Here is a 23,841-nt window from a genome sequence, read left to right as displayed (position 1 = left end):
CGTTCACTTCTACTTCCCTTCTTCGTCCGAGGTGTTGTCCGCACGCGCGGAGCGGGCTCCGCGCTGCCAGGCACCCATGGTGGAGGCCGTCTCCTCGGGAGGACGACTTTTCGGTGCGGGACCGCGGTCGGGGGCGGCAGCCGGGGCGGGCTCGGCCGGACCGGCCTGCGGCAGGCGCCGGCGGCGTCTGGGAAGCCCGTTGGCCGTGGCCAAGGGGGCTCGGAAGCCTGTGCCCGGCGCGGGCGCGTGCGGAGCCCCGGTCCGTGCGGCCAGGTCCGGGTGCAGCGTCGCATCCGGACCGGCGGTCCTGGACGGCACCGGGGTGAGGTCGTCGGCGATGCGGGTGAGGAGCGCGTCGGGCAGGAACACCACGGCGCGAACCCCGCCGTAGGGGGACTGCGTGTCGATCGAGACGCGGAAGCCGTACCGTGCGGCGAGCACACCGGCGACGGGCAGGCCGAACTGCGGCGGTTCCCCGAGCCGGGTGACGTCGACCGGGTGCCTGCCGGACAGGACGGCCGAGGCTCGCTCGACCTCCTCGCTGTGCATGCCGACACCGGCGTCGTCGATCACGACGGAGGTGCCGTTGTGTGCCGGCTTGACCCGCACCTCCACGGAGGTGTTGGGCTCGGAGTGGCGCGCCGCGTTGTCCAGCAGTTCGGCAATGGTGAGAACGACCGGCTCGACGGCCTGGCTGACCACGGCGATGCCGGCATGGCCGTGGACGACGACACGGCGGTAGTCGCGGATCCGGGAGGTGGCACCGCGCACGACGTCGCTGAGTGTGGAGGCGTCGCGCTGTCGGCCGGGCCACGCCCCGCACAGAACGGCGATGGCCTGGGCACGCCTGCCGAACTGGGAGTTGGTGTGGTCGATGTGCAGGAGGTCCTGGAGCACTTCGGGGTCGTCGTGCCGGTTCTGCATCTCCGAGATGGCCAACTGCTGCTCGTTGGCCAGCCCCTGGACAGCGCGCATCGCGCCCTTCAGGGCACTGCGGGCGGATCGGTCGGCGTGTTCCCTGGCCTTCTCCCGGACGCCGGTGAACTGTTCGAGGATCCCGTCCAGGTCCCGGCCGAACTGCGTCACGGCGAGCTTCTCGTCCAAGGGACCCTGGGGCGCGGTCGGTTCGTGACGCTGTGCGTCCGTCAGCGCAGGCAGCCGTACGGTGGCGAAGTGGCGGATCTCCGCATCACGGACTCGTACGGCGTCCTCCAGCGCGGAAGCTCTTCTCCGGGCGTCGGTGGTGACGTTCCGCTGACGTGCCAGCAGTACCAGCACGCCGATGAGTCCGGCGGAAAGCCCCCAGAAGGCCGCCTCCGAAATGTGTCGGATCATGAATCCCTCGTGAAAGTGCGAGCTCTGGTTCGGCAGTTTCCCGCGGTCCGTGGACAATGCAGTCGGTCGGAGTCCGCAGCGCCCAACTAGAACTTTTTCCACACTTGTAGAGGGACCGGCGGGCGACTTCCCATCACGTCAGCTGTAATGGATGACCGGCTGGGAAATCAGGGGAGGCGTGTGCCATGTCCGTCCTCAATGAGTGGATCTTGGGCGCATCATACAAGCAGTTTCGCTTCATGAGAATGCCTTCCGAAATCGCCCTCGGCCCCCGGTTTATCCTTCAGCCTGCCCGTTTCTGACTGTTGGACGGCTGCTCTGAACCGGATCACGGTGATCAGCGGTGAGAAGATCCCCGCTTCGGCATCGTCCTGTAAGTCAACGGCCCGTCCCTCAAACCCGTACGAGCACTTCACCCCGTGACACCGCAAGAGTCGGGTTCAGGAACGTCTGCGTTGTGGTCGACGAGGGGCACGTCGGACAACGGCGCGCCCCTCGTCGCCGACGGCCGTCAGCGCGGCTTCGGCCTCGGCCGCAACCTGTGCCGGAACGGCGAAGTCACCGGCCTACGGACAGGGTTCGGACGGTCCCGCTCGGCGGGCAGGGCACGCAGAGTTCTGCGCCGACGTGCTGAACACGGTCAGAAGCGGAAGGTCCGGGGTTTCGCCGCAGTCGCGTGACAACAGGGTCGGCGTTCGGGCTTCGGAGGAGCCCGGGCTTCACCGAGAGTGTTGCATCAGGGCGAACCGGGCGCCCTCCGGGTCCGTCACCGTGGCGGTGCGGCCGTGGGCGCCGGCGCGGGCCTGTCTGAGGACCTGGCCGCCCAGGTGCAGGACGTGGTCCACCGCGTCGTCGAGGTCGGCCACGGTGAAATACGTCGTCCAGTGCGGTCCACGGTCCCGGAGGAGGCCGTTGCCCACGCCGTGGACGGCGGCCACGGGACGGCCCTCCAGGCTCAGGGTCACGTGGTCGACGTCGGTGGAGATCTCCGGTTCCACGGCGTGACCGAACACCGACGCGTAGAACTTGGCCACCCGTTCCGACTCGAAGGTGGTCAGCTCGTTCCAGGAGGGCGCGCCGGGCACCCCGGTGGCGGCCGTGCCGAGGTGCGCGGCCGCCTGCCGGACGCCGAAGACGGCCCCCGAGGGGTCGGAACAGATCGCCAGCCGCCCGGCGTCGGAGGCGTCCAGCGGGCCGACCCCGACCGTGCCGCCGCAGGACCGCACGGCCTCGGCCGTGCGGTCCACGTCCGCGGAGGCGAAGTAGGGCGTCCAGGCGATGGGCAGGTGACGGTCCGGCGGCAGCAGGCCGATGCCGGCCACCTCGCGGCCGTCGAGCAACGCGCCTGCGTACGGGCCGGGTTGCTGTGGGCCGGGCCGGAACTCCCAGCCGAACAGCGCTTCGTAGAACCTCCGGGCCGTGTCCGGTCCGTGCACCATGAGGCTCACCCAACAGGGTGTGCCGGGCGCGTGCCGAAAGGGCGCTTCACCGTCTCGGTGGGCGGACCCCCGTGTGTCGGTCATCGTCGCTCTCTTCTCGACCCGGGCGAGGGTCGTGTCACGTCTGCTGCGCGGATCGTCGCCGTGCTGCTCCAGGCATCGGTCACGGTGCCGCGCGCTCCGGGCCCGCCCCGTACGGCGGTTCCGCCTCCGGAGGATGCCCGATGCGCGGGCCTCCGCCCGTTTCGGCGCGCTTGCCGGATGATGTCGATCGGTAGTACAGCATGTGCCCGATCCCATACGCCTCGTGATCGGGTCTGCCCGGCCGAGCAGATTAGCCCGACATGGGCGACTCGGCCACCCCGTGCGCGAGGATGGTGACCATGAACGCCATCATCTCCGCATCCGAACTCGCCGGTGAGCTGGCGGGCGGTGCCCCGCCGGTGCTGCTCGACGTCCGCTGGCAGCTCAGCACGCCCGCGGCGGCCGGTCAGCCGCCGTTCGACGGCCGGGCCGCATACCTGTCCGGGCACCTTCCGGGTGCCGTTTTCGTCGACCTGGACCGGGAGTTGGCCGCTCCGCCGACCGGGCGGGGGCGCCATCCGCTGCCCGACCCGGAGGAGTTCGGTGCCGCGATGCGCCGCGCGGGCGTGTCGGCGGGCCGGCCGGTGGTCGTGTACGACGGCGGGCTGGGCTGGGGGGCCGCCCGCGCGTGGTGGCTGCTGCGCTGGACGGGTCACCCGGACGTGCGGGTCCTCGACGGCGGGTTGCCGTCCTGGGACGGCCCGCTCGAGACCTCGGTGCCGCAGCCGGACGAGGGCGACTTCGCGCCGGTACCGGCGGCGGCCGGACTGCTCGACGCCGACGGCGCGGCGGCGCTGGCCCGGTCCGGGCTGCTGCTGGACGCGCGGGCGGGGGAGCGCTACCGGGGCGAGGTGGAGCCGATCGACCGGGTCGGCGGGCACATCCCGGGCGCGGTCTCGGCGCCCACCACCGAGAACGTCGGCCCGGACGGCCGACTCCTGCCCGCCGGTGAACTGAGCGCGCGGTTCCGGGCGTTGGGCGCGTCCGCGGACACGCCGGTCGGCGTGTACTGCGGTTCCGGTGTCTCGGCGGCGCACGAGGTGCTGGCGCTGGCGGTGGCGGGCATCCCTGCGGCGCTGTACGTCGGATCCTGGTCGGAATGGTCGTCGGACCCGGAGCGACCGGTCGCGGTGGGGCCGGACCCGCGATAGGCGCGTGGCGGAAGCGGAAGGGGGGTGCTCGCCCGGGCGAGCACCCCCCTTCCGCACTGACCGGCACCGGATCACCTCAGTGCCGGTCCCCGGTCAGTCCTGCTTCTTGCGCCGCGTTCCGAACACGATCTCGTCCCAACTCGGCACCGCGGCGCGGCGGCCCGGCCGGACGCCGTCCGCCTCCGCCTGACGGTCGGTGGAGCCGACGAGACGGTCCCGGTGACTGCTGACGGCACGGGGCATCAGGACGTCCGCGTAGGCGGAGCCGGCCGAGGCCGCCGGGGCCGGGGGCTCCTCCGCCTCGGGTTCGGAGTCGGGCTCCTCGGGAACGGGCTCGGGTGCCCGCTCGGGAACCACCAGATCGCCCCGGAAGCTCGGCACCGCCTCCAACAGGCTGGTGAGCGAGTCCCGTTCACCGCCTGCCGGGACCGCCGACTCCTCGTCGTACTCGGACCCGGGACCGGGCGGCAGGCCCTGCCGGTCACGCTCGCCGGGACGGTCCTGCTGGCGCTCGCGCGGCAGCCGGGCGATGCGCGGCACGAACGGGAAGCTCGGTTCGGGCGCCGCGGCGAGGTCGTCGGACTCGCCGATCAGCGAGCGCGCCTCGTCGTCGACGGCCTGGACGAGCCGCCGGGGCGGGTCGTACGTCCAGCTCGCCGAGTGCGGTTCGCCCGCGACCCGGTAGACCAGCAGCACCTCCCAGGTGCCGTCGTCGCGGCGCCAGGAGTCCCACTGCACGGTGTCCTTCTCCGCGCCGCGCAGCAGCAGCCGCTCCTGCACGGCCTCGCCCAGCGGCGGGCCGGAGTTCTCGCCGGGCCGGCGGACGGGGGTCTTGCGGGCGCGCTCCGCCATGAAGGCGCGCTCGGCGAGCACGGGTCCTTCGAAGCGCCGGACGCGGTCCACGGGAATGCCGGCCATCTGTGCGACCTCTTCCGCGGTCGCGCCGGCGCGTATGCGCGCCTGGATGTCGCGGGGGCGGAGATGGCTCTCCACCTCGATCTCGATCTGGCCGAGGCGTGGACGGTCGCCCCGTACGGCGGCGCGGAGGCGTTCGTCGATCGGAAGCGTGTACTCCGTGCTGTCCGCAGCCTTCAGCACCAGCCGTGTGCCGTCATTCGAGACGGCCACGACACGCAGTTCGGGCATGGGGACCTCCCGGGTGGTGCCTGCCGACGTCACGTGCGTCGCTGCTTCCGCTAGTCGAGTGTGGCCTGCCCGGGTGCAGCCTGCCACAACCTTGCCGAGTTGCCCGGCGTGTCGGGCACGGGCCCTGGATCGCCGTTATGGCACGGTTACCTATTCGCAACGCTGAGTGACCAATCGCGTCACCCTGTGCAACTGGCCCCCTCCCGGCGGTCCTCAAGGGCCGGAGCGCCCTGATGGGTGTCCGGACCCAGGGTTCGCAACAGTACTCCATTCGGGCCAAGTGCGTGGATCGGCGCGCCGCCCGACTTCTGGCAAGAGGTGCTGCTCGGCCGTCGTCGCGTCGCCGCGGCCGGGCTTCCCCGGTCCCGGCGTGGCGTACTTCACGTAACCGTCGGAAACGGAACTAATGGTTTCGTTCGGACGTCGACTTGGTGTGCATTGTCATGCGGTTGATCGTTCATGTGAGGGAACGTGCGGGAAGGCGGGCAAGGTCCGAGGATGCGTGAGAGGTCGGAGGTCGCGGGTGAGCCGGGTGTCACCGGGGAGGTGAGTGCCGCGGGGGAGGCGAAGAGCCCCCGGATCGACCTGAGCACGGCGCAGGTCGCGGGCAGCGCGGTGGCCGCGGTGCTGGGCGCCCAACTCGCCTCGTCCTTCGGCGTCTACGGGACGATCATCGGCGCCGGAGTCATGAGCATCGTCGCCACCTGCGGCGGAACGCTCTTCCAGCACTTCTTCAAGCGCACCGGCGAGCAGTTCCGCGGGGCCGCCGGGGGGCCCGGCCGCCCGGTCACCGCAGCGGCCGGGCGGCAGGCCGTGCCCGCGCCCGGCGAGTTCACCGAGGGCACCGTGTACCGGGGCCGGGCCAGGGGGGTGCGGTGGAACGGGAAGCGGATGCTGGGCGCGACCGCGCTGGTGTTCGGGCTCACGATGGCCGGAATCACCACCTACGAACTCGTTTCGGGCCAGAGCCTCAGCGGTACGCCCAGCACCACCATCGGCAACGCCGTCACCGGTCAGCACACGTCCGGCACCGAGGATTCCGGGGGTTCCGGCGGTTCGGACGACCAGTACTCCGGTGACCCCGACGACTCCGGGACGTCGGACGACCCCGGTACCTCGGACGGTTCCGAGGACTTCGGCGGGGACGGGCCGGCGCCCGCGCCCTCCGCGACGCCTCAGGACGGAGGCGCCGCCACCGGCTCCGGCGGCGACACGCCGGACGGCGACGATGCGTCGACGGGCACCCCGGACGGCACCGGGGACCAGGGCTCCAGCGCCCCCGTGAGCCCGGAACCGGACGTGTCCGCTACGACCCCAGGACCCTCCGCAGACAGTCGTTTTGGAAGCGGCGTTCAGGATCAAGGCGGTCCCGCAGTGCCGTGAACTCGGCGAAACGCGGATACACCCGGGAGAGGTAATCGGCGTCCCGCGTGTTGATCTTCCCCCAGTGCGGCCGCCCCTCGTGGGCGGTGAAGATGCGTTCCGCCGCCGTGAAGTACCCCTGATAGGGGGTGCCCCGGAACATGTGGACCGCGATGTACGCGGTGTCGCGGCCGGAGGCCGTGGACAGGGTGATGTCGTCGGCCGGAGCCGTACGCACCTCGACGGGGAAACTGACCCGGAGGGGTGAGCGGTCGACCATGGCCTTCAGCTCGCGCAGCGTGTCCACCAGGGCCTCGCGCGGCACCGCGTACTCCATCTCCACGAAGCGCACCCGGCGCGGCGAGGTGAACACCTTGTACGGGATGTCGGTGTAGGTCCGCGCGGACAGGGCCCTGCTGGAGATCCGCGCGATGGCGGGGACGGTCGCGGGCACCGCGCGGCCGACCCAGTTGGCCGCCTGGAAGACGCCGTTGGAGAGGAACTCGTCCTCGAGCCAGCCCCTGACGGGATGCACCGGCCGTTCCGGGCCCGCGCTGCGGTTGTTCCGCTTGGTGTTGGTGTTGCCGGTGTGGGGGAACCAGTAGAACTCGAAGTGTTCGTTCTCGGCGTGCAGCTCGTCGAACTCGGCGAGGACGCGGTCGAGGGGCATCGGTTCCTCGCGGGCCGTCAGCAGGAAGATCGGCTCGACGGCGCAGGTGATCGCGGAGACGATGCCGAGGGCGCCGAGGCCGATCCGGGCGGCCGCGAAGACATCGGGATTCTCCTTCTCGGAGCAGACGAGCACCGAGCCGTCGGCGGTGACCAGTTCCAGGCCCCGGATCTGTGCGGCGACGGAGGCCGAGTCACGGCCGGTGCCGTGGGTGCCGGTGCTGGTGGCCCCGGCGACGGTCTGCTCCATGATGTCGCCCATGTTGGTGAGCGACAGCCCCTCCCGCGCGAGAGCGGTGTTGAGCCGCTTGAGCGGGGTCCCGGCCTCCACCGTGACGGTGCCCGCCGCCCGGTCGATGTCGCGTATCCCCGTCAGCAGGTGCGGGTGGATCTGCACGCCGTCGGTGGCGGCTATGGAGGTGAAGGAGTGCCCGGTGCCGACCGCCTTCACCGGGAGCCCGTCCTCGGCGGCCCGGCGTACGGCCGACGCCAGCTCCTCGACGGAGGCGGGCGCGACCTCCCGCGCGGGGCGGGCGAGGACGGTGCCTCCCCAGTTACGCCATGTTCCGTTCCTCGTGCTCGTCGTGCTGCCCAACGGAGCCTCCCCGACCCGGAGCCGGCCGCTCGAGCCGGCGGTACCCGAGGAACCCGACCACGACCGCGACGGCTCCGGCCACCGCCGGAACCCCGTACCCGGCACGCGCCCCGGCCGCGTCGATCACCCAGCCGGACGCGGCGGAGCCGAGCGCGACCCCGACCGCGAGCCCGGTGCTCACCCAGGTCATGCCCTCGGTGAGCTGCGCGCGTGGTACGTGCTCTTCGATGAGGGACATCGTCGTGATCATCGTGGGAGCGATGGACATCCCCGCAAAGAACAGCGCCACGGTCAGAAACGGCAGGTTCCCGACCAGTAGGAGGGGGATCATACTCACGGCCATGGCGCACACGCCCAGCAGCCAGCGGCGCTCGGGCGCTCCGGCGAAGCGCATCAGCCCGAACACGATCCCCGCCGTGCAGGAGCCCAGCGCGTACACGGCGAGCACCACACTGGCGGCGGCCTTGTGCCCACGCTCCTCCGCGAAGGCCACGGTGACCACGTCCACGCCACCGAAGATCGCCCCGGTCGCCGCGAACGTGGCCACCAGGACCCGCAGCCCCGCGGAGCGCAGCGCCGTGCCGCCGAGCGCCGACCCGCGGCCCTCGCCCGCGCGTTCGCGCGGGTGCGGGGCGGGTTCGGTGGCGCGCTGTGCCGTCAGCCAGAAGACGCCGACCGCCAGGAAGCAGGCCGCGAGCAGCGGACCGGCCTCCGGGAACCAGGCCGTGGAGAGCCCGATGGAGACGATCGGCCCGAAGATGAAGCAGAGTTCGTCCACCACGGACTCGAAGGAGTACGCGGTGTGCAGCTGCGGGGTGCCCCGGTACAGATCGGCCCAGCGGGCCCGGACCATCGCGCCGACGCTCGGCACGCAGCCGATGCCGACGCAGGCGACGAAGAGCACCCAGTCCGGCCAGCCGTAGTGCGCGGCGAACAGCAGCAACGCCGCCGCGGTGAGGGAGAACAGCGTCGCCGGGCGCAGGACCCGCCGCTGCCCGTACTGGTCCACCAGGCGGGAGACCTGGGGGCCGGCCACCGCGGCGGCCATGGCGATGGTGGCCGCCAGGGCGCCGGCCAGGCCGTACCGTCCGGTCAGCTGGGAGACCATCGTGACCACGCCGATGCCCATCATGGACAGCGGCATCCGGCCGAGGAACCCCGCGGCCGAGAAGCTCTTGCTGCCGGGGGCGGCGAACAGGGCGATGTAGGGACGGGGCACGGGGTCTCCGAAAATCTCAGCAAGGGACGACCGCGGGAGACCTGACTCCCAGTAAGGTGCGACTGCAGTGGATACAGCTTACTGGTTAGGTAACCCTAACGTATCCTGCGCGCCGCCCCGTGGTCCGGTCGGCCCCCGCCGTTCCCCGGCTGTCGGTGCCTGATGGCAGGATCGAGGCATGCCTGACGAGCTCGATGCCACCCCCTACGACGCCCTGCTGCTGCTCTCCTTCGGAGGCCCCGAAGGCCCGGACGACGTGGTCCCGTTCCTGGAGAACGTGACCCGCGGGCGCGGCATCCACAAGGAACGCCTGAAGGAAGTCGGGGAGCACTACTTCCTGTTCGGCGGGGTCAGCCCCATCAACGAACAGAACCGCGACCTGCTGGGCGCGCTGCGCGAGGACTTCGCCGACCACGGGCTGAACCTGCCGGTCTACTGGGGCAACCGCAACTGGGCGCCGTACCTCACCGACACCCTGCGCGAGATGATCCGCGACGGCCGCCGCCGCATCATCGTCCTGGCGACCAGCGCCTACGCCTCGTACTCCGGCTGCCGCCAGTACCGCGAGAACCTCGCCGAAGCCCTGGCGACGCTGGCGGCCGAGGGCCTGGAGCTGCCCGAGGTCGACAAGCTGCGGCACTACTTCAACCACCCCGGTTTCCTGGACCCCATGGTCGACGGGGTCATCCGCTCGCTCGCCGAGCTGCCCGAGGAGGTGCGTGACGGCGCGCACATCGCCTTCTGCACCCACTCGATCCCCACCGCCTCCGCCGACACCTCCGGCCCCGTCGAGGAGCACGGCGACGGCGGCGCGTACGTACGGCAGCACCTGGACGTGGCCCGGCTGATCGCCGACGCCGTACGGGAGCGCACCGGCGTGGACCACCCCTGGCAGCTCGTCTACCAGTCCCGCTCCGGCGCCCCGCACATCCCCTGGCTGGAGCCCGACATCTGCGACCACCTCGAGGAGCGGCACGCGGCCGGGGCCCCGGCCGTGGTCATGGCCCCCATCGGCTTCGTCTCCGACCACATGGAGGTCATCTACGACCTCGACACCGAGGCCGCGGCCAAGGCGGGGGAGCTGGGACTGCCGGTGCGCCGCTCGGCGACCGTGGGCGCCGATCCGCGGTTCGCCGCCGCGATCCGCGACCTGATCGTGGAGCGCGCGGCCACCGAGCGCGGCCAGGACGACGTCACCCCCTGCGCCCTGGGCGCCCTGGGGCCGAGCCACAACCTCTGCCCGGTGGGCTGCTGCCCGGCCCGCGCCCCGCGCCCCGCCGCCGCGGGCGCCGACAGCCCCTACGCGTGAGGAGCGCCGTGACCGACCCCCTGCACGCGGAACTGCTGGAACTGGCCCGCGAGGCGGCGCGGCGCGCGGGTGAACTGCTGCGGGACGGCCGGCCGGCCGACCTGGAGGTCGCCGCGACCAAGTCCAGCCCGATCGACGTCGTCACCGAGATGGACCTCGCGGCCGAGAAGCTGATCACCGGGCTGATCGCCGAGCGCCGGCCGGACGACGGCGTCCTCGGCGAGGAGGGCGGCGCGACCGAGGGCACCAGTGGCGTCCGCTGGGTGATCGACCCGCTCGACGGCACGGTCAACTACCTGTACGGGCTGCCCACCTGGGCCGTCTCCATCGCCGCGGAGCAGGACGGCGAGACCGTGGTAGGGGTGGTCGCGGCCCCGATGCGCGGCGAGACGTACCACGCCGTCCGCGGCGGCGGTGCCCGTGCCACCGGCGTCTGGGAGGGCGAGCGCACGCTGACCTGCCGCCCCGCGCCGCCCCTCGACCAGGCCCTGGTCTCGACCGGCTTCAACTACGTCACCGAGGTCCGCACCCGTCAGGCCGGCGTCGCGCAGCGGCTGATCCCGCTCCTGCGGGACATCCGGCGGGGCGGCTCGGCCGCGGTCGACCTCTGCGACCTCGCCTGCGGCCGCCTCGACGGCTACTACGAGCGCGGACTGCACCCCTGGGACCTGGCGGCGGGTGACCTGATCGCCCGGGAGGCGGGCGCGCTGACCGGTGGACGGCCCGGTGAACGCCCCTCGTGGGATCTCGCGGTCGCGGCCACCCCGGGCGTCTTCGAGCCCCTCCAGCGACTGCTGGAGGACTTCGGAGCCTGGCACGACTGACGGACGGCGCGGCGGACGGCCGGGGGAAACCCGCCGAAGACGACGGAACGGGCCCCGGCGCTGGATTCGCCGGGGCCCGTTCCGAACGCACTCATGCGCAGGTACCGACCGCGCCGGTACCGACGCGGTCGGGCTGATCAGGCGCAGGACGCGCCGACCTCCACACCGTGCTCGGCAGCGAGCCGGCGCAGGTCGTCGAGCTCGCCCTGCTCCACCTCGACGAGGAATTCGTCACCCTCGTCGCGGGCCCGGGACAGATCGGACTCGGTCGTCCTTATGCGCTGCAGAAGTCCTGCGGTGAAAGCGTCCATGCTGCGCCCCCTCGTCCTGGGTCGTGGGTCGATGGCACGGCGGCGTGCCGTTCGAAAGGGACGATCACGTCTGCGGTGGATGACCGGCGCCGATCGGCCTGGGGCCACGGCGTCGGACACCCGGGTCCGCCCTGCGGGAAACGGACTGATGCGCACCACGGTGTGGCACGGCGCGAGCAGAGCGTGATCGCGGGATGTAAACCCGTCCTCCCCAGGCTCCCTTCCGGGGAAACCTCACCGCACGAGAAAATCTCGTATTTCCATGCTGTTCGTCCGGACGTTCCCCCGTCCTGTGCCCCTGCGACACCGTCCGTTCCCGGTCGCGGACCCCGCCTTACAGCCGACTTATGGCCGAAAAGGGCAGGATGGAGGCAACACACCCACCGGCACCCCGCCCGCGTGCGTTCCGAAGCGCTGCCCGGCGGGACTTGAGGAAGGACAAGCGACGTGCGCGTACTCGTCGTCGAGGACGAGCAACTGCTCGCCGATGCGGTGGCCACCGGACTGCGCCGGGAGGCCATGGCGGTCGACGTCGTGTACGACGGTGCGGCCGCCCTGGAGCGCATCGGCGTCAACGACTACGACGTGGTCGTCCTCGACCGCGACCTCCCCCTCGTGCACGGCGACGACGTGTGCCGCAGGATCGTCGAGCTCGGCATGCCCACGCGCGTGCTGATGCTCACGGCCTCCGGCGACGTCAGCGACCGGGTCGAGGGCCTGGAGATCGGCGCCGACGACTATCTGCCCAAGCCCTTCGCGTTCAGTGAGCTCATCGCGCGCGTCCGCGCCCTGGGGCGGCGCACCAGCGTGCCGCTCCCGCCGGTCCTGGAGCGTGCCGGGATCAAGCTCGACCCCAACCGCCGCGAGGTGTTCCGCGAGGGCCAGGAGGTCCAGCTCGCGCCCAAGGAGTTCGCCGTCCTCGAGGTGCTCATGCGCAGCGAGGGCGCCGTCGTCTCCGCGGAGCAACTGCTGGAGAAGGCCTGGGACGAGAACACCGACCCGTTCACCAACGTGGTGCGGGTGACCGTCATGACCCTGCGCCGCAAGCTGGGCGAGCCGCCGGTCATCGTGACCGTGCCCGGCTCGGGCTACCGGATCTGATCCCGTGGCCGCCACCCCCACACCCGTCCCGGGGTCCCCGCAGACACCTCCGAAGCCCACCTGGGACCCCCGCAGGCCGGTGCCGCCCTTCCCCTGGCTGCGCCCCACCATCCGGATACGGCTCACCCTGCTCTACGGCGGCATGTTCCTGATCGCGGGCATCCTGCTGCTGTCGATCATCTACCTGTTCGCCGCGAACGCGCTGAGAGTGGGCAGTGACCTGCCCTTTCGGATCCTCTCCGGACAGGTGGCCAGCGACACCTGCCAGCTGCGCAGCGCTCAGCTGCCCGCGGACGAGCTGAACAGGGCGCTGAACGAGTGCGTCAACAAGCAGCGCCAGCACGCCCTGGACAACCTGCTCAGCCGTTCCCTCCTGGCCCTGCTCGGCCTCGCGATCATCGCCTTCGCCTTCGGATACGCGATGGCCGGCCGCGTGCTGTCGCCGCTGGGCCGGATCACCCGCACCGCACGCGCGGTGGCGGGCTCCGACCTGTCCCGCCGGATCGAGCTGGACGGCCCGGACGACGAGCTCAAGGAGCTGGCCGACACCTTCGACGACATGCTGGAGCGGCTGCAGCGGGCCTTCACCGCCCAGCAGCGCTTCGTCGGCAACGCCTCGCACGAACTGCGCACCCCGTTGGCGATCAATCGCACACTCCTCGAGGTGCACCTCTCCGACCCGAACGCGCCGGTGGAGCTCCAGCAGCTCGGCAAGACGCTGCTGGCCACCAACGAGCGCAGCGAACAGCTCGTCGAGGGCCTGCTGCTGCTCGCGCGCAGCGACAACCAGATCGTCGAGCGCAAGCCGGTGGATCTCGCCGAGGTGGCCTCCCAGGCCATCGACCAGGTGCACGCCGAGGCGCAGGCCAAGGGCGTGGAGATCCGCGGCGACCACAAGCCCGCGGTCGTCCAGGGCAACGGCGTACTGCTGGAGCGGATCGCGCTGAACCTGGTGCAGAACGCCGTGCGCTACAACGTGGCCGAGCGGGGATGGGTGGAGGTCACCACCCAGGTCCAGCACGGACAGGCGGTCCTGGTGGTGACCAACACCGGCCCGGTGGTCCCGGCGTACGAGATCGACAATTTGTTCGAGCCTTTCCGGCGGTTGCGCACCGAGCGGACGGGCAGCGACAAGGGGGTCGGGCTGGGGCTTTCCATCGCCCGGTCGGTGGCGCGGGCGCACGGCGGGCACATCTACGCCCAGCCGCGAGAGGGGGGCGGGCTCGTGATGCGGGTCACCCTGCCGATCTGACATCATGTCGCCGGCACACGGGAAAGTTCGCTTTCGGCAGAATTTTCGAAGAGTGTCTCCGTCGCCCCCGTGTGGGATCGCTCACAAGAGCGTTTCCCGGTCCGTCCACTCTCCGTGATCATGAACCCGTCGAAAGGCCGGTAAGGTCCCGGTTTTCGGGAGCCCTGATCACGGGAAGTACACGGTGGGGCGGCTTTGAAGTGCCGCGTTCGGACCGTGTACGGTCCCCATCGCATCCACGCCGATCACTCGTGAGGAGTTCGGTTGGGTGTCGATTGAGTAACAGACCTTGATGTGAGGCAAAATCTCCGCCTCAGGTCGGGCACAAGTCCGGCCTCTCACGCGTTAGTGCGCTGGAGACACCGCATACACCCAGAGGGGGAGAGCGACAATGGCAACCGATTACGACACTCCACGCAAGACCGACGACGACGTCGACTCGGACAGTCTTGAAGAGCTGAAGGCCCGCCGTAACGACAAGTCGGCCTCGGCCGTGGACGTCGACGAGTTCGAGGCGGCCGAAGGCCTCGAGCTGCCCGGGGCGGACCTCTCGAACGAGGAGCTGGCCGTCCGGGTCCTGCCCAAGCAGCAGGACGAGTTCACGTGCATGAGTTGCTTCCTCGTGCACCACCGCAGCCAGCTGGCCCGGGAGAAGAACGGTCAGCCGATCTGCCGCGACTGCGACTGAGGGCGGGTCGGCCGTGACTGGCTCGACCCCTCCTCGGAAGCGCCGCTTCCTCCTGAGGGAAGCGGACTCGGGGCCGCAGGGCGGCCCTCAGCGCGACACGCGTGATGACGAGCGAGGCTCAACCGACACCGGGGCGGCCTCGCTCGAACTCGCAGTCGACCGGGGTGACCTCCCGGTATCCGCGGAGGTCACCACCACCGCACCGGTGGCCCGCCGACGGGCCGGGGCGTTCCGGGAAAAGGCCAGGGAAGGCGCCCGCAAGGGCGGTGCCCGCGCGCGTGCGGGCCTGGCGTATCTCACGGACCGGATCATCGACATGGCCCCGCGGGTGCCCGTGAGGGACCTGCAGACGCTGCGGGGGCAGTTCCCCGGGCTCGGTCCCGAGGAACTCGCGGACAAGCTCGTGGCGGGCGCGGCGAGGGCCACGGCGACGGTCGGGGCCGGAGTCGGCGCGGCGGCGATGATGCCCGTGCCGCCCGCGATGCCGACGGAGCTGGCCGCCGAGGTCACCGGCGTCGCCGCGATCGAACTGAAACTGATCGCCGAACTCCACGAGGTCTACGGCGTACGACCCGCGGGCAGCCTCGCCCAGCGCAGCACCGCGTACCTGAACGCCTGGTCGCAGGAGCGCGGAATCGAGGCGACCAAGCCCTCCACCGTGAGCGCGGTGATGAACAGCCGGATGAAGCGCGAACTGCGCCAGCGGATCATGAAGCGCACCGTGCGCAACCTGCCGAACCTCATGCCGTTCCTGGTGGGAGCCGCCGTCGGCGCGGTCATGAACCGCAGGGACACCAGAAAGCTCGCCGCCCGCATCCAGGCCGACCTGCGCAGGATCCAGGTCCCCTGGGACGCCCTGCCCGCGCTCCCGGCCCTCGAGACCCCGGCCGACGCCCTGGACCTGGGCAGGTTCACCGGCGAGGAGGGCGGACGCGGAGCCCCCTGAACCCCACCGGCCCCGTGCTGCCGGCCCGGCTCAGCCCTGCCAGGCCCTGCTTAGGCGGCGGCCTTCGCCGCCCGCAGTGCCTCCGCCAGCCGCTGCGGCTCACGCGTCGACAGGAAGGCGTACGGCGTCGGGTCCTCCGGGTCGGTGATCTCCACCCGCACCGCCCCCGGGATGTAGGCCCGCAGCAGCATGAAGCAGCGCGGGTCCGCCCGGTGGGTGCGCCAGGCGCGGGCCTCCTCGGCGTCCAGGACCTCCGCCTCGCCCAGTGCCGTCACCGGGATCCTCGCCTCACCGGCGATCAGCAGGCCGCCCACGACCCGGATGCGTGCCGAGCCGTACGCGCTGACCACGACCGCCGCCGCGGCGCTGCCGACGGCCAGGCCGCCGAGCATCGGCAGGGTGCCGAGCGGCAGCACGATCAGGGCCAGCGAGACACCCGCGAGCAAGGAGATCAGCCACCAGGAGCGGGGCGCGGTCAGGCGTTCTTCGTACGGGGCGGCGGAGAGCTGCATGGATCCAGCTTGGCAGGTGTCGGGGGACGGCCGACGCGCGGGTAAGGTCTGCGCCTGTGAGTGGTACTTCCTCAGTTCTCCAGCCCCCCGCCGATGCCGTGGAACCGGTGCGCCACCCGGACGCGCCCGCACCCGGTGAGCTCCTGGGCGCGCACTACGACCAGTGTTTCGGCTGTGGTGGCGGGCAGTCCCACGGACTGCACCTCGAGGCGCGGGCCGGCGAAGGGGTCTCGGTCACCGCCGCGTTCACCGTGCGGCCCGCCCACCAGGGCGCCCCCGGCCTGGCGCACGGCGGGGTGCTCACCAGCGCCCTGGACGAGACGCTCGGCTCGCTGAACTGGCTGCTGCGGACGATCGCCGTGACCGGCAGGCTCGAGACCGACTTCGTCCAGCCCGTGCCGGTCGACACCACGCTCCATCTGGAGGCGGAGGTGACCGCGGTGGCGGGCCGGAAGATCTACTCCACCGCCACCGGACGCATCGGCGGCCCCGACGGCCCGGTCGCCGTCCGCGCCGACGCGCTCTTCATCGAGGTCAAGGTCGACCACTTCATCGACCACGGCCGCCCCGAGGAGATCCGGGCCGCCATGGAGGACCCGGACCAGGTCCGCCGCGTCCGTGCCTTCGAGGTGAACCCGTGAGCGAGCCCCGCCGCGGCGAACTCCGGGTACTGCTCCGGCGCGTCGACCCGGACGTACCGCTTCCGGCGTACGAGCACCCCGGTGACGCGGGAGCCGATCTGCGCACCACCGAGGCGTGCGAACTGGCGCCCGGCGAGCGGGCCGTTCTGCCCACCGGGGTGTCTGTGGCCCTGCCGGAGGGGTACGCGGCCTTCGTGCACCCGCGATCCGGTCTTGCCGCGCGCTGCGGCGTCGCCCTGGTGAATGCCCCGGGGACGGTTGATGCCGGGTACCGTGGGGAGATCAAGGTGATCGTGGTGAATCTCGACCCGCGCGAGACCGTGCGGTTCGAGCGCTTCGACCGGATTGCCCAACTGGTCGTCCAGCAGGTCGAGCGGGTCCGTTTCGTGCCGGTCGCGGAACTGTCCCGCTCGGTACGGGCCGAGGGGGGCTTCGGGTCCACCGGCGGCCATGCCGCGGTGGAAGGTAAGAGCGGCACAAGCGTTCAGGCCGCCGAAGGCGGCACAGCGGGTGGGAATCGATACGCTTCGGTCGTATCCGACCGGGAAGGACAGTGACGTGTTCGGACGTCGCAAGAAGAGGGATGCCGCCGAGGACGCGGCCGGCGAGGCCGAGCAGGTCGTCGACGGTGTCGACACGGAGGCGGAAGGCGAGCGCGAGCGACTGAGGCTCGAGCCCGCACCGCGGCCCGACGGGCCCTGGGACAGTTCCGAGGTGAGCGCGCCCGGCGAGGGCCGGGTCGACCTGGGCGGCCTGTTCGTGCCCGGCGTGGACGGCATGGAGCTGCGGGTCGAGGTCGCGGGCGACGCGATCGTCGCGGCCACCGTCGTGGTGCACGACAGTGCCATCCAGCTGCAGGGCTTCGCGGCCCCCAAGCGCGAGGGCATCTGGAGCGAGGTCCGCGAGGAGATCGCGTCCGGCATCACCCAGCAGGGCGGCATCATCGACGAGGTCGAGGGTCCGCTGGGCTGGGAGCTGCGCGCCCAGGTGCCGGTCCAACTGCCGGACGGCACGGGCGGTTTCCAGGTCGTACGGTTCGTCGGCGTGGACGGCCCGCGCTGGTTCCTGCGCGGGGTGATCTCGGGTCAGGGCGCGGTGCAGCCGCAGGCCGCCGGGCTGCTGGAGCAGATCTTCCGGGACACGGTCGTGGTGCGCGGGGACGGCCCGATGGCGCCGCGCGACCCGATCGTCCTGAAGCTGCCGAACGACGCCCAGATGGTCCCCGAGGGTGTGCAGCAGGACGAGGGCTCCGAAGGCTCCCGTTTCGCGGGCGGCATGGGGCAGCTGGCGCGCGGCCCGGAGATCACCGAGGTCCGCTGAGCCCGTCGAGTCAGTCGGGCGGAGCGGGGGCCGCACCCGGTCGGGTGCGGCCCCCGCCCGTCCCACCCGCTCCGACCCGTTGATCGGCAGGGCGCCCGGCAGCGATACTGGCGGCCCGGTCCGGCGGCGAGGCGCGCGACCGGTACCCGGGGGAGGGCGGGCGAATGAGCCAGGCGGTCGGCCAGGTGGTCACCGAGACCATGGTGCGCGTCGAGAACGTGCACAAGTCCTACGGCACCGGAGCCGCCGCGGTCCACGCCCTGCGCGGTGTCTCCTTCGACGTACCGCGCGGTGAGCTGGTCGCCCTCAAGGGGCGCTCGGGATCCGGCAAGACCACCCTGCTCAACATCGTCGGCGGTCTCGACACCCCGGACGAGGGGCGGGTCACCGTCGGCGGGCTCGACATCGCCGACCTGGACGAGAACGGGCTGCTCGCCCTGCGCCGGGACCGGATCGGCTTCGTCTTCCAGTCCTTCGGGCTCATCCCCATCCTCACCGCGGCCGAGAACGTGGGGGTCCCGCTCCGGCTGCGCCGCGCCGACCCGCGCGAGCGCGAGGAACGCGTGGACCTGCTGCTGTCCCTGGTGGGCCTCGCCGACCACGCGGCACAGCGGCCGGGCGAGCTGTCCGGCGGCCAGCAGCAGCGGGTCGCCATCGCCCGCGCCCTCGCCAACAACCCGGCCCTGCTCATCGCCGACGAGCCGACCGGTCAGCTCGACGCGGAGACCGGGCACTCCGTGATGGAACTGCTGCGCGCGGTCGTACGCAGTGAGCGGGTCACCGCGGTCGTCGCCACGCACGACGCGACCCTGCTCGACCTCGCCGACCGCGTCCTGGAACTCGGCGACGGCGAGATCGTCGAACACTGACAGGAAATGACAGAACCTGACGGGCCCTGGTGGCCGGCCGGCGGCGTTCGGCCGAGCCCGTCGGCGTCCGGCGGCGTCCATCAGGGTTCCGTCAAGGACGCGCTCCCCACCCCGACCAGCACCTTTCGCCGCGCCGGACGACCGTAGGGTCGAGTCTGCACGGGCAGCAGGGGCCACCCGGACAGCGCTGCCCTCAGACCGGAAGACAATGAGGGCGTGACTCCGCTCACCCTCCCGAAGGAAGGGGGCTTCCAACCCGAGGGTTGCGGTCCAGCCCGAACCGATCCCTTGCGGGACACCAGAAACGTACATCAGGGATTCGATTCCCCCACCGGCTGAAGCCGGTGGTTCCCTCGAAAGAGGTCCGATGGGACGCGGCAGACTTCGGATCCACCTCGGCGCGGCACCGGGCGTCGGCAAGACGTACGCGATGCTGTCCGAGGCGCAGCGCCGTGTCGAGCGGGGCACCGACTGCGTGGTGGGGTTCGTCGAGCACTACGACCGGCCGCGCACCAAGGCGCTGCTGGACGGCCTCGAACAGATACCGCGCAAGGAGCTGGAGCACCGCGGCGCCGTCCTCCCCGAGATGGACCTCGACGCCGTCCTCGCCCGCCGCCCCCAGGTGGTCCTCGTCGACGAACTCGCCCACACCAATGTGCCCGGCGCGCGCAACGCCAAGCGCTGGCAGGACGTGGAGGAACTGCTGGCCGCCGGGATCGACGTGCTGTCGACCCTCAACATCCAGCACCTGGAGTCCCTCGGCGACGTCGTGGAGTCGATCACCGGCGTACGGCAGCGGGAGACCGTACCGGACGAGGTGGTACGGCGGGCCGAACAGATAGAGCTGGTCGACATGACGCCCGAGGCGCTGCGCCGCCGGATGGCGCACGGCAACGTCTACCAGCCGGACAAGGTCGACGCGGCCCTGTCGAACTACTTCCGCCCCGGCAACCTCACCGCGCTGAGAGAGCTCGCGCTGCTGTGGGTGGCCGACCGGGTCGACGAGTACCTGCAGCGGTACCGCAGCGAGCACGACGTCTCGGCCATCTGGGGCTCACGCGAACGGATCATGGTCGGCCTGACCGGCGGCCCCGAGGGCCGCACCCTGATCCGCCGTGCCGCGCGGCTCGCGGAGAAGGGCGCCGGGGGCGAGGTGCTCGCGGTCTACATCGCCCGCGGCGACGGACTCACCGCCGCCTCGCCGGGGGAGCTGGCCGAACAGCGGACCCTGGTGGAGAACCTGGGCGGCACCTTCCACCACGTCGTCGGGGACGACATCCCGGCCGCCCTGCTCGCCTTCGCGCGCGCGGCGAACGCCACCCAGATCGTGCTGGGCTCCTCGCGCCGCAAGGCGTGGCAGTACGTCTTCGGCCCCGGCGTCGGCGCGACCGTCGCGCGGGACTCCGGCCCCGACCTGGACGTGCACATCGTCACCCACGAGGCGATCGCCAAGGGACGCGGACTTCCGGTGGCGCGGGGCGCCCGGCTCGGGAGGTCACGGGTGGCGTGGGGCTGGGCGGTCGGAGTGGCGGGTCCCGCGGTGCTGGCCCTGCTGCTCAACGCCTTCGACCCGGGCCTGGCCAACGACATGCTGCTGTTCCTGGCGCTGACCGTGGCGGCGGCCCTGCTCGGCGGCCTGCGGCCGGCCCTGGCCTCGGCGGCCTTCGGCTCGCTGCTGCTGAACTACTTCTACACCCCGCCCCTGCACCGCTGGACGGTCTCCGACCCGAAGAACATCGTCGCCATCGTGATCTTCGTCGCCGTCGGTGCGGCGGTGGCGTCCGTGGTCGACCTCGCCGCCCGCCGCACCCATCAGGCGGCCCGGCTGCGCGCCGAGTCGGAGATCCTCTCCTTCCTGGCCGGCAACGTGCTGCGCGGCGAGACCGGTCTGGAGGCGCTGCTGGAACGGGTCCGCGAGACCTTCGGCATGGAGTCGGCGGCGCTGCTGGAACGCGCCGGCGACATCGAGCCCTGGACCTGCGCCGGGCGGGCCGGTACGGGACCGGTCCTCGAACGGCCCGACGACGCGGACGTGGACGTTCCGGTCGGGGACCACATGGCGCTCGTGCTGACCGGCCGGGTCCTGCCCGCCGAGGACCGCAGGGTGCTGGGCGCCTTCGCGGCCCAGGCCGCCGCCGCCCTGGACCGCCGGCGGCTGCGCGCCGAGGCCGACCGGGCGCGCACCCTCGCCGAGGGCAACCGCATCCGCACCGCCCTGCTGGCCGCCGTCAGCCACGACCTGCGCACCCCGCTCGCCGGGATCAAGGCGGCGGTCTCCTCGCTGCGCTCCGAGGACGTCGACTGGTCGCCCGAGGACCGGGCCGAGCTGCTGGAGGGCATCGAGGGCGGCGCCGACCGGCTGGACCACCTGGTGGGGAACCTGCTCGACATGTCCCGGCTGAACACCGGCACGGTCACCCCGCTGATCCGCGAACTCGACCTGGACGAGGTGGTGCCCATGGCCCTCGGCGGGGTCCCCGAGGGCAGCGTCGCCCTGGACATCCCGGAGACGCTGCCCATGGTCGCCGTCGACCCCGGCCTGCTGGAGCGGGCGGTGGCCAACCTGGTCGAGAACGCCGTCAAGTACGCTCCGTCCGGCACCACCGTCCTGGTCGCCGCTAGCGCGCTCGCCGACCGGGTCGAGGTGCGGGTGGTCGACCGCGGCCCCGGCGTCCCCGACGACGCGAAGGAGCGCATCTTCGAGCCCTTCCAGCGTTATGGTGACGCCCCGCGCGGTGCCGGTGTGGGCCTCGGCCTGGCGGTGGCGCGTGGCTTCGTGGAGGCCATGGGCGGCTCGCTGAACGCGGACGACACCCCCGGGGGCGGCCTCACCATGACGCTGACCCTCCGCGCGGCGGTAACACCACCGGGACCCGGCCGCCCCGCCGAAACGGAACCCGGTCGCCCCGCGGAGCCGGTCCGTCCCGCAGAACCGGAAAGACCTGAAAGGCAGTCCTCATGACCCGTGTGCTGGTGGTCGACGACGAGCCGGCGATCGTGCGCGCCCTCGTGATCAACCTCAAGGCCCGCTCGTACGAGGTCGACGCCGCCCAGGACGGCGCCGAGGCCCTCCGCCTGGCCGCCGCCCGCCACCCCGACGTGGTCGTCCTCGACCTGGGCCTGCCCGACATGGACGGCGTCGAGGTGATCAGGGGACTGCGCGGCTGGACCCGGGTGCCGATCCTGGTGCTCTCCGCCCGGCAGGCCTCCGACGAGAAGGTGCAGGCGCTCGACGCGGGAGCCGACGACTACGTCACCAAGCCCTTCGGCATGGACGAGCTGCTGGCCAGGCTCCGCGCCGCCGTGCGCCGGGCCGAGCCCTCCGGCGAGGACGACCTGAGGGTGGAGACCGACGGGTTCACCGTCGACCTGGCCGCGAAGAAGGTGCACCGGGACGGCAAGGACGTACGGCTGACCCCCACCGAATGGCATCTGCTGGAGGTGCTGGTGCGCAACGGCGGCCGCCTGGTCGCGCAGAAGCAGCTGCTCAAGGAGGTCTGGGGGCCCTCGTACGGGACGGAGACCAACTACCTGCGCGTGTACATGGCGCAGCTGCGCCGCAAGCTGGAGGCCGACCCGTCCCACCCGAAGCACTTCATCACCGAGCCGGGCATGGGCTACCGCTTCGAGCGGTGAACGCCCGCTCCGGTGAACGCGTGCCCCGGCGGTTCGAGCCGGGCCACCAGGGGGTACGTAACCGTCGGAGCACCCCGGTACGCTTTCAGGCATGAGTGCTGTTCCTCGCTCGGACAAACCGGCGGGCCGGTTCCGGCGTATGCTCGATCGGCTCTCCTCGTCGCAGGAGGACCTGGAGTCCGAGGAACTGCGTGAGGACACGGAGACCGCGGGCTGCACGCGGATAGACGACTGTCAGGACCGGCAGATCGTCACGGTTACTGGTACCTTGCGCACGGTCACGCTCCGGCCGCGCGCGGGGGTCCCGGCACTGGAGGCCGAACTGTTCGACGGCTCCGCCGCGCTGGACGTGGTGTGGCTCGGCCGGCGCTCCATCGTCGGGATCGAACCGGGGCGCAAGCTGATCGCATCGGGCCGCATCGCCATGAGCAGGGGGCGCCGGGTGCTGTTCAATCCGAAATACGAACTGAGACCCCTCGGACGGGAGTAGCCGGTGACGTCGCTCGACAAGCCGACAACCGAAGACACATCCGCCGACGACGCCAAGGCGGTGACCGAGGCCGCCCTGTTCGAGGCGTTCGGCGGAGTGCGGGGCATGGTCGAGACGGTGCTGCCCGGACTCCTCTTCGTCAGCATCTACACGATCAACAAGGACCTGCACATGTCGGCGATCGCGGCGCTCGCCGTGTCGCTGGTGATGGTCGTGGTCCGGCTGGCGATGAAGGACACCGTCAAACACGCCTTCAGCGGAGTTTTCGGCGTCGGCTTCGGTGTGGTCTTCGCGATGATGACCGGCAACGCCAAGGACTTCTACCTGCCGGGCATGCTCTACACCCTGGGCCTGGCCCTGGCGTACATCGTCACCGCGATGGCCGGTGTCCCGCTGATCGGCCTGATGCTGGGCCCCGTCTTCCGGGAGAACCTCTCCTGGCGCACCCGTAACCCGGGCCGCAAGAAGGCCTACACCAAGGCCAGTTGGGCCTGGGGCCTGATCCTGCTCGGCAAGAGCGCGATCCTGTTCCCGCTGTACTGGTGGGCGGACACGACGCAGCTGGGCTGGGTCCTGGTCGCCCTGAAGATCCCGCCGTTCCTGCTCGCCGTGTACCTGACGTGGGTGTTCCTGGCGAAGGCGCCGCCGCCGATCGACGTGTTCGCGGAGATGGAGGCGGAGGAGCGGGCCGAGGAGGAGCGCAAGGCCGCCCGCGAGGCGGAGACGGAGAACGGCGGGGCGACGACGACCGGCCGGCACCGCCGCCCCTGAGTTCCGCAGCCGAGTACGTGAGTGGGGGCGCCCGGAGAACACCGGGCGCCCCCACTCACGTACAGCCGTCACTCACGTACAGCCGTCGGACAGGCGCTAGGGCCTGTTCGGGGTCGTGATCTCGGTTCCGATGCCCGCATCCGGCGAGGGCGGCCGAGCTGGTAGAACACC

General features: G+C 71.7%; 23 protein-coding genes. 16 read left to right on the top strand and 7 right to left on the bottom strand.

Going from position 1 to position 23,841, the window contains the following annotated elements:
* Positions 1-9: 9 nt before the first annotated feature.
* Both JL475_RS12595 and JL475_RS12590 read right to left on the bottom strand, forming a co-directional pair.
* The gene (locus tag JL475_RS12595; protein ID WP_202277674.1) at positions 10-1,335 is read right to left on the bottom strand and encodes a sensor histidine kinase; all 1,326 of its coding nucleotides are present in this window, start codon (positions 1,333-1,335) and stop codon (positions 10-12) included.
* A gap of 719 nt (positions 1,336-2,054) precedes the next feature.
* Positions 2,055-2,858 (bottom strand): VOC family protein, encoded by an 804-nt coding sequence (locus JL475_RS12590; RefSeq protein ID WP_202277673.1) that lies wholly within the window; start codon positions 2,856-2,858, stop codon positions 2,055-2,057.
* A gap of 299 nt (positions 2,859-3,157) precedes the next feature.
* Here JL475_RS12590 and JL475_RS12585 point away from each other — a divergent pair, with 299 nt between their 5' ends.
* Complete coding sequence (locus JL475_RS12585) at positions 3,158-4,009, top strand: sulfurtransferase (protein ID WP_202277672.1); 852 nt, start codon at positions 3,158-3,160, stop codon at positions 4,007-4,009.
* A 93-nt stretch (positions 4,010-4,102) separates the two neighbouring features.
* Here the strand turns inward: JL475_RS12585 and sepH are convergent, their stop codons facing one another.
* Complete coding sequence (gene sepH, locus JL475_RS12580; protein WP_202277671.1) at positions 4,103-5,155, bottom strand: septation protein SepH; 1,053 nt, start codon at positions 5,153-5,155, stop codon at positions 4,103-4,105.
* Between the two features lie 498 nt (positions 5,156-5,653).
* Between sepH and JL475_RS12575 the strand changes: the two genes are divergently transcribed.
* The gene (locus JL475_RS12575) at positions 5,654-6,538 is read left to right on the top strand and encodes a hypothetical protein (protein ID WP_202277670.1); all 885 of its coding nucleotides are present in this window, start codon (positions 5,654-5,656) and stop codon (positions 6,536-6,538) included.
* On the opposite strand, the gene JL475_RS12570 is transcribed toward JL475_RS12575, so the two are convergent.
* Both JL475_RS12570 and JL475_RS12565 read right to left on the bottom strand, forming a co-directional pair.
* Positions 6,462-7,781, bottom strand: a complete 1,320-nt coding sequence (locus JL475_RS12570) for a D-arabinono-1,4-lactone oxidase (RefSeq protein ID WP_202277669.1) — start codon at positions 7,779-7,781, stop codon at positions 6,462-6,464. The genes JL475_RS12575 and JL475_RS12570 overlap by 77 nt on opposite strands.
* Entirely contained in the window at positions 7,741-9,000 is a 1,260-nt protein-coding gene (locus JL475_RS12565) for an MFS transporter (protein WP_202277668.1), read from the bottom strand. The genes JL475_RS12570 and JL475_RS12565 overlap by 41 nt, the downstream gene beginning before the upstream one ends.
* 178 nt (positions 9,001-9,178) lie before the next feature.
* Between JL475_RS12565 and JL475_RS12560 the strand changes: the two genes are divergently transcribed.
* Together JL475_RS12560 and JL475_RS12555 are read left to right on the top strand one after the other, a co-directional pair.
* Positions 9,179-10,309, top strand: coding sequence for a ferrochelatase (locus JL475_RS12560; RefSeq protein WP_202277667.1), 1,131 nt, complete (start codon positions 9,179-9,181; stop codon positions 10,307-10,309).
* Positions 10,310-10,317: 8 nt separating this feature from the next.
* On the top strand, positions 10,318-11,133 hold the full coding sequence (locus JL475_RS12555; protein ID WP_202277666.1) for an inositol monophosphatase family protein: 816 nt from the start codon (positions 10,318-10,320) through the stop codon (positions 11,131-11,133).
* A gap of 137 nt (positions 11,134-11,270) precedes the next feature.
* Here JL475_RS12555 and JL475_RS12550 read toward each other — a convergent pair whose 3' ends face one another.
* A complete protein-coding gene (locus tag JL475_RS12550; RefSeq protein WP_202277665.1) occupies positions 11,271-11,444 on the bottom strand; it encodes a hypothetical protein in 174 nt (57 codons plus the stop codon).
* Positions 11,445-11,891: 447 nt separating this feature from the next.
* Here JL475_RS12550 and JL475_RS12545 point away from each other — a divergent pair, with 447 nt between their 5' ends.
* The 4 genes from JL475_RS12545 (at position 11,892) to JL475_RS12530 (ending at position 15,431) form a co-directional block, all read left to right on the top strand.
* Positions 11,892-12,545: a response regulator transcription factor gene (locus JL475_RS12545; protein ID WP_109380166.1), complete on the top strand. Its 654-nt coding sequence runs from the start codon at positions 11,892-11,894 to the stop codon at positions 12,543-12,545.
* Positions 12,546-12,549: 4 nt separating this feature from the next.
* Positions 12,550-13,797, top strand: coding sequence for a HAMP domain-containing sensor histidine kinase (locus JL475_RS12540; RefSeq protein WP_202277664.1), 1,248 nt, complete (start codon positions 12,550-12,552; stop codon positions 13,795-13,797).
* Positions 13,798-14,188: 391 nt separating this feature from the next.
* Positions 14,189-14,485, top strand: a complete 297-nt coding sequence (locus JL475_RS12535) for a DUF4193 domain-containing protein (protein ID WP_003993510.1) — start codon at positions 14,189-14,191, stop codon at positions 14,483-14,485.
* A gap of 13 nt (positions 14,486-14,498) precedes the next feature.
* Positions 14,499-15,431 (top strand): hypothetical protein, encoded by a 933-nt coding sequence (locus tag JL475_RS12530; protein WP_202277663.1) that lies wholly within the window; start codon positions 14,499-14,501, stop codon positions 15,429-15,431.
* Between the two features lie 50 nt (positions 15,432-15,481).
* Here JL475_RS12530 and JL475_RS12525 read toward each other — a convergent pair whose 3' ends face one another.
* On the bottom strand, positions 15,482-15,943 hold the full coding sequence (locus JL475_RS12525) for a DUF3093 domain-containing protein (RefSeq protein WP_202277662.1): 462 nt from the start codon (positions 15,941-15,943) through the stop codon (positions 15,482-15,484).
* Between the two features lie 56 nt (positions 15,944-15,999).
* On the opposite strand from JL475_RS12525, the gene JL475_RS12520 reads away from it, so the two are divergent.
* The 8 genes from JL475_RS12520 to JL475_RS12485 all read left to right on the top strand — a co-directional run bounded on the left by JL475_RS12520 (position 16,000) and on the right by JL475_RS12485 (position 23,670).
* Entirely contained in the window at positions 16,000-16,584 is a 585-nt protein-coding gene (locus JL475_RS12520) for a PaaI family thioesterase (protein ID WP_202277661.1), read from the top strand.
* Positions 16,581-17,141: a dUTP diphosphatase gene (dut, locus tag JL475_RS12515; RefSeq protein ID WP_202277660.1), complete on the top strand. Its 561-nt coding sequence runs from the start codon at positions 16,581-16,583 to the stop codon at positions 17,139-17,141. Before JL475_RS12520 ends, dut begins: the two co-directional genes overlap by 4 nt.
* Position 17,142: 1 nt before the next feature.
* Positions 17,143-17,904 carry a DUF3710 domain-containing protein gene (locus JL475_RS12510; RefSeq protein ID WP_202277659.1) on the top strand — a complete coding sequence of 254 codons (762 nt, stop codon included), beginning with the start codon at positions 17,143-17,145 and terminating at the stop codon, positions 17,902-17,904.
* Between the two features lie 164 nt (positions 17,905-18,068).
* Positions 18,069-18,773 carry an ABC transporter ATP-binding protein gene (locus JL475_RS12505; protein ID WP_202277658.1) on the top strand — a complete coding sequence of 235 codons (705 nt, stop codon included), beginning with the start codon at positions 18,069-18,071 and terminating at the stop codon, positions 18,771-18,773.
* Between the two features lie 367 nt (positions 18,774-19,140).
* The gene (locus tag JL475_RS12500) at positions 19,141-21,735 is read left to right on the top strand and encodes an ATP-binding protein (protein WP_202277657.1); all 2,595 of its coding nucleotides are present in this window, start codon (positions 19,141-19,143) and stop codon (positions 21,733-21,735) included.
* Entirely contained in the window at positions 21,732-22,409 is a 678-nt protein-coding gene (locus tag JL475_RS12495) for a response regulator (protein WP_109380174.1), read from the top strand. The genes JL475_RS12500 and JL475_RS12495 overlap by 4 nt, the downstream gene beginning before the upstream one ends.
* Positions 22,410-22,500: 91 nt before the next feature.
* Positions 22,501-22,899: an OB-fold nucleic acid binding domain-containing protein gene (locus JL475_RS12490; RefSeq protein WP_202277656.1), complete on the top strand. Its 399-nt coding sequence runs from the start codon at positions 22,501-22,503 to the stop codon at positions 22,897-22,899.
* 3 nt (positions 22,900-22,902) lie between these two features.
* A complete protein-coding gene (locus JL475_RS12485) occupies positions 22,903-23,670 on the top strand; it encodes a DUF3159 domain-containing protein (protein WP_202277655.1) in 768 nt (255 codons plus the stop codon).
* The last annotated feature ends 171 nt before the right edge of the window (positions 23,671-23,841 follow it).

The sequence above is a fragment of the Streptomyces sp. M2CJ-2 genome, assembly GCF_016757295.1.
GTDB lineage: Bacteria > Actinomycetota > Actinomycetes > Streptomycetales > Streptomycetaceae > Streptomyces.
The sequence above is the reverse complement of the archived record's forward strand: the minus strand, read 5'-3'. Positions and strand labels throughout refer to the sequence as shown.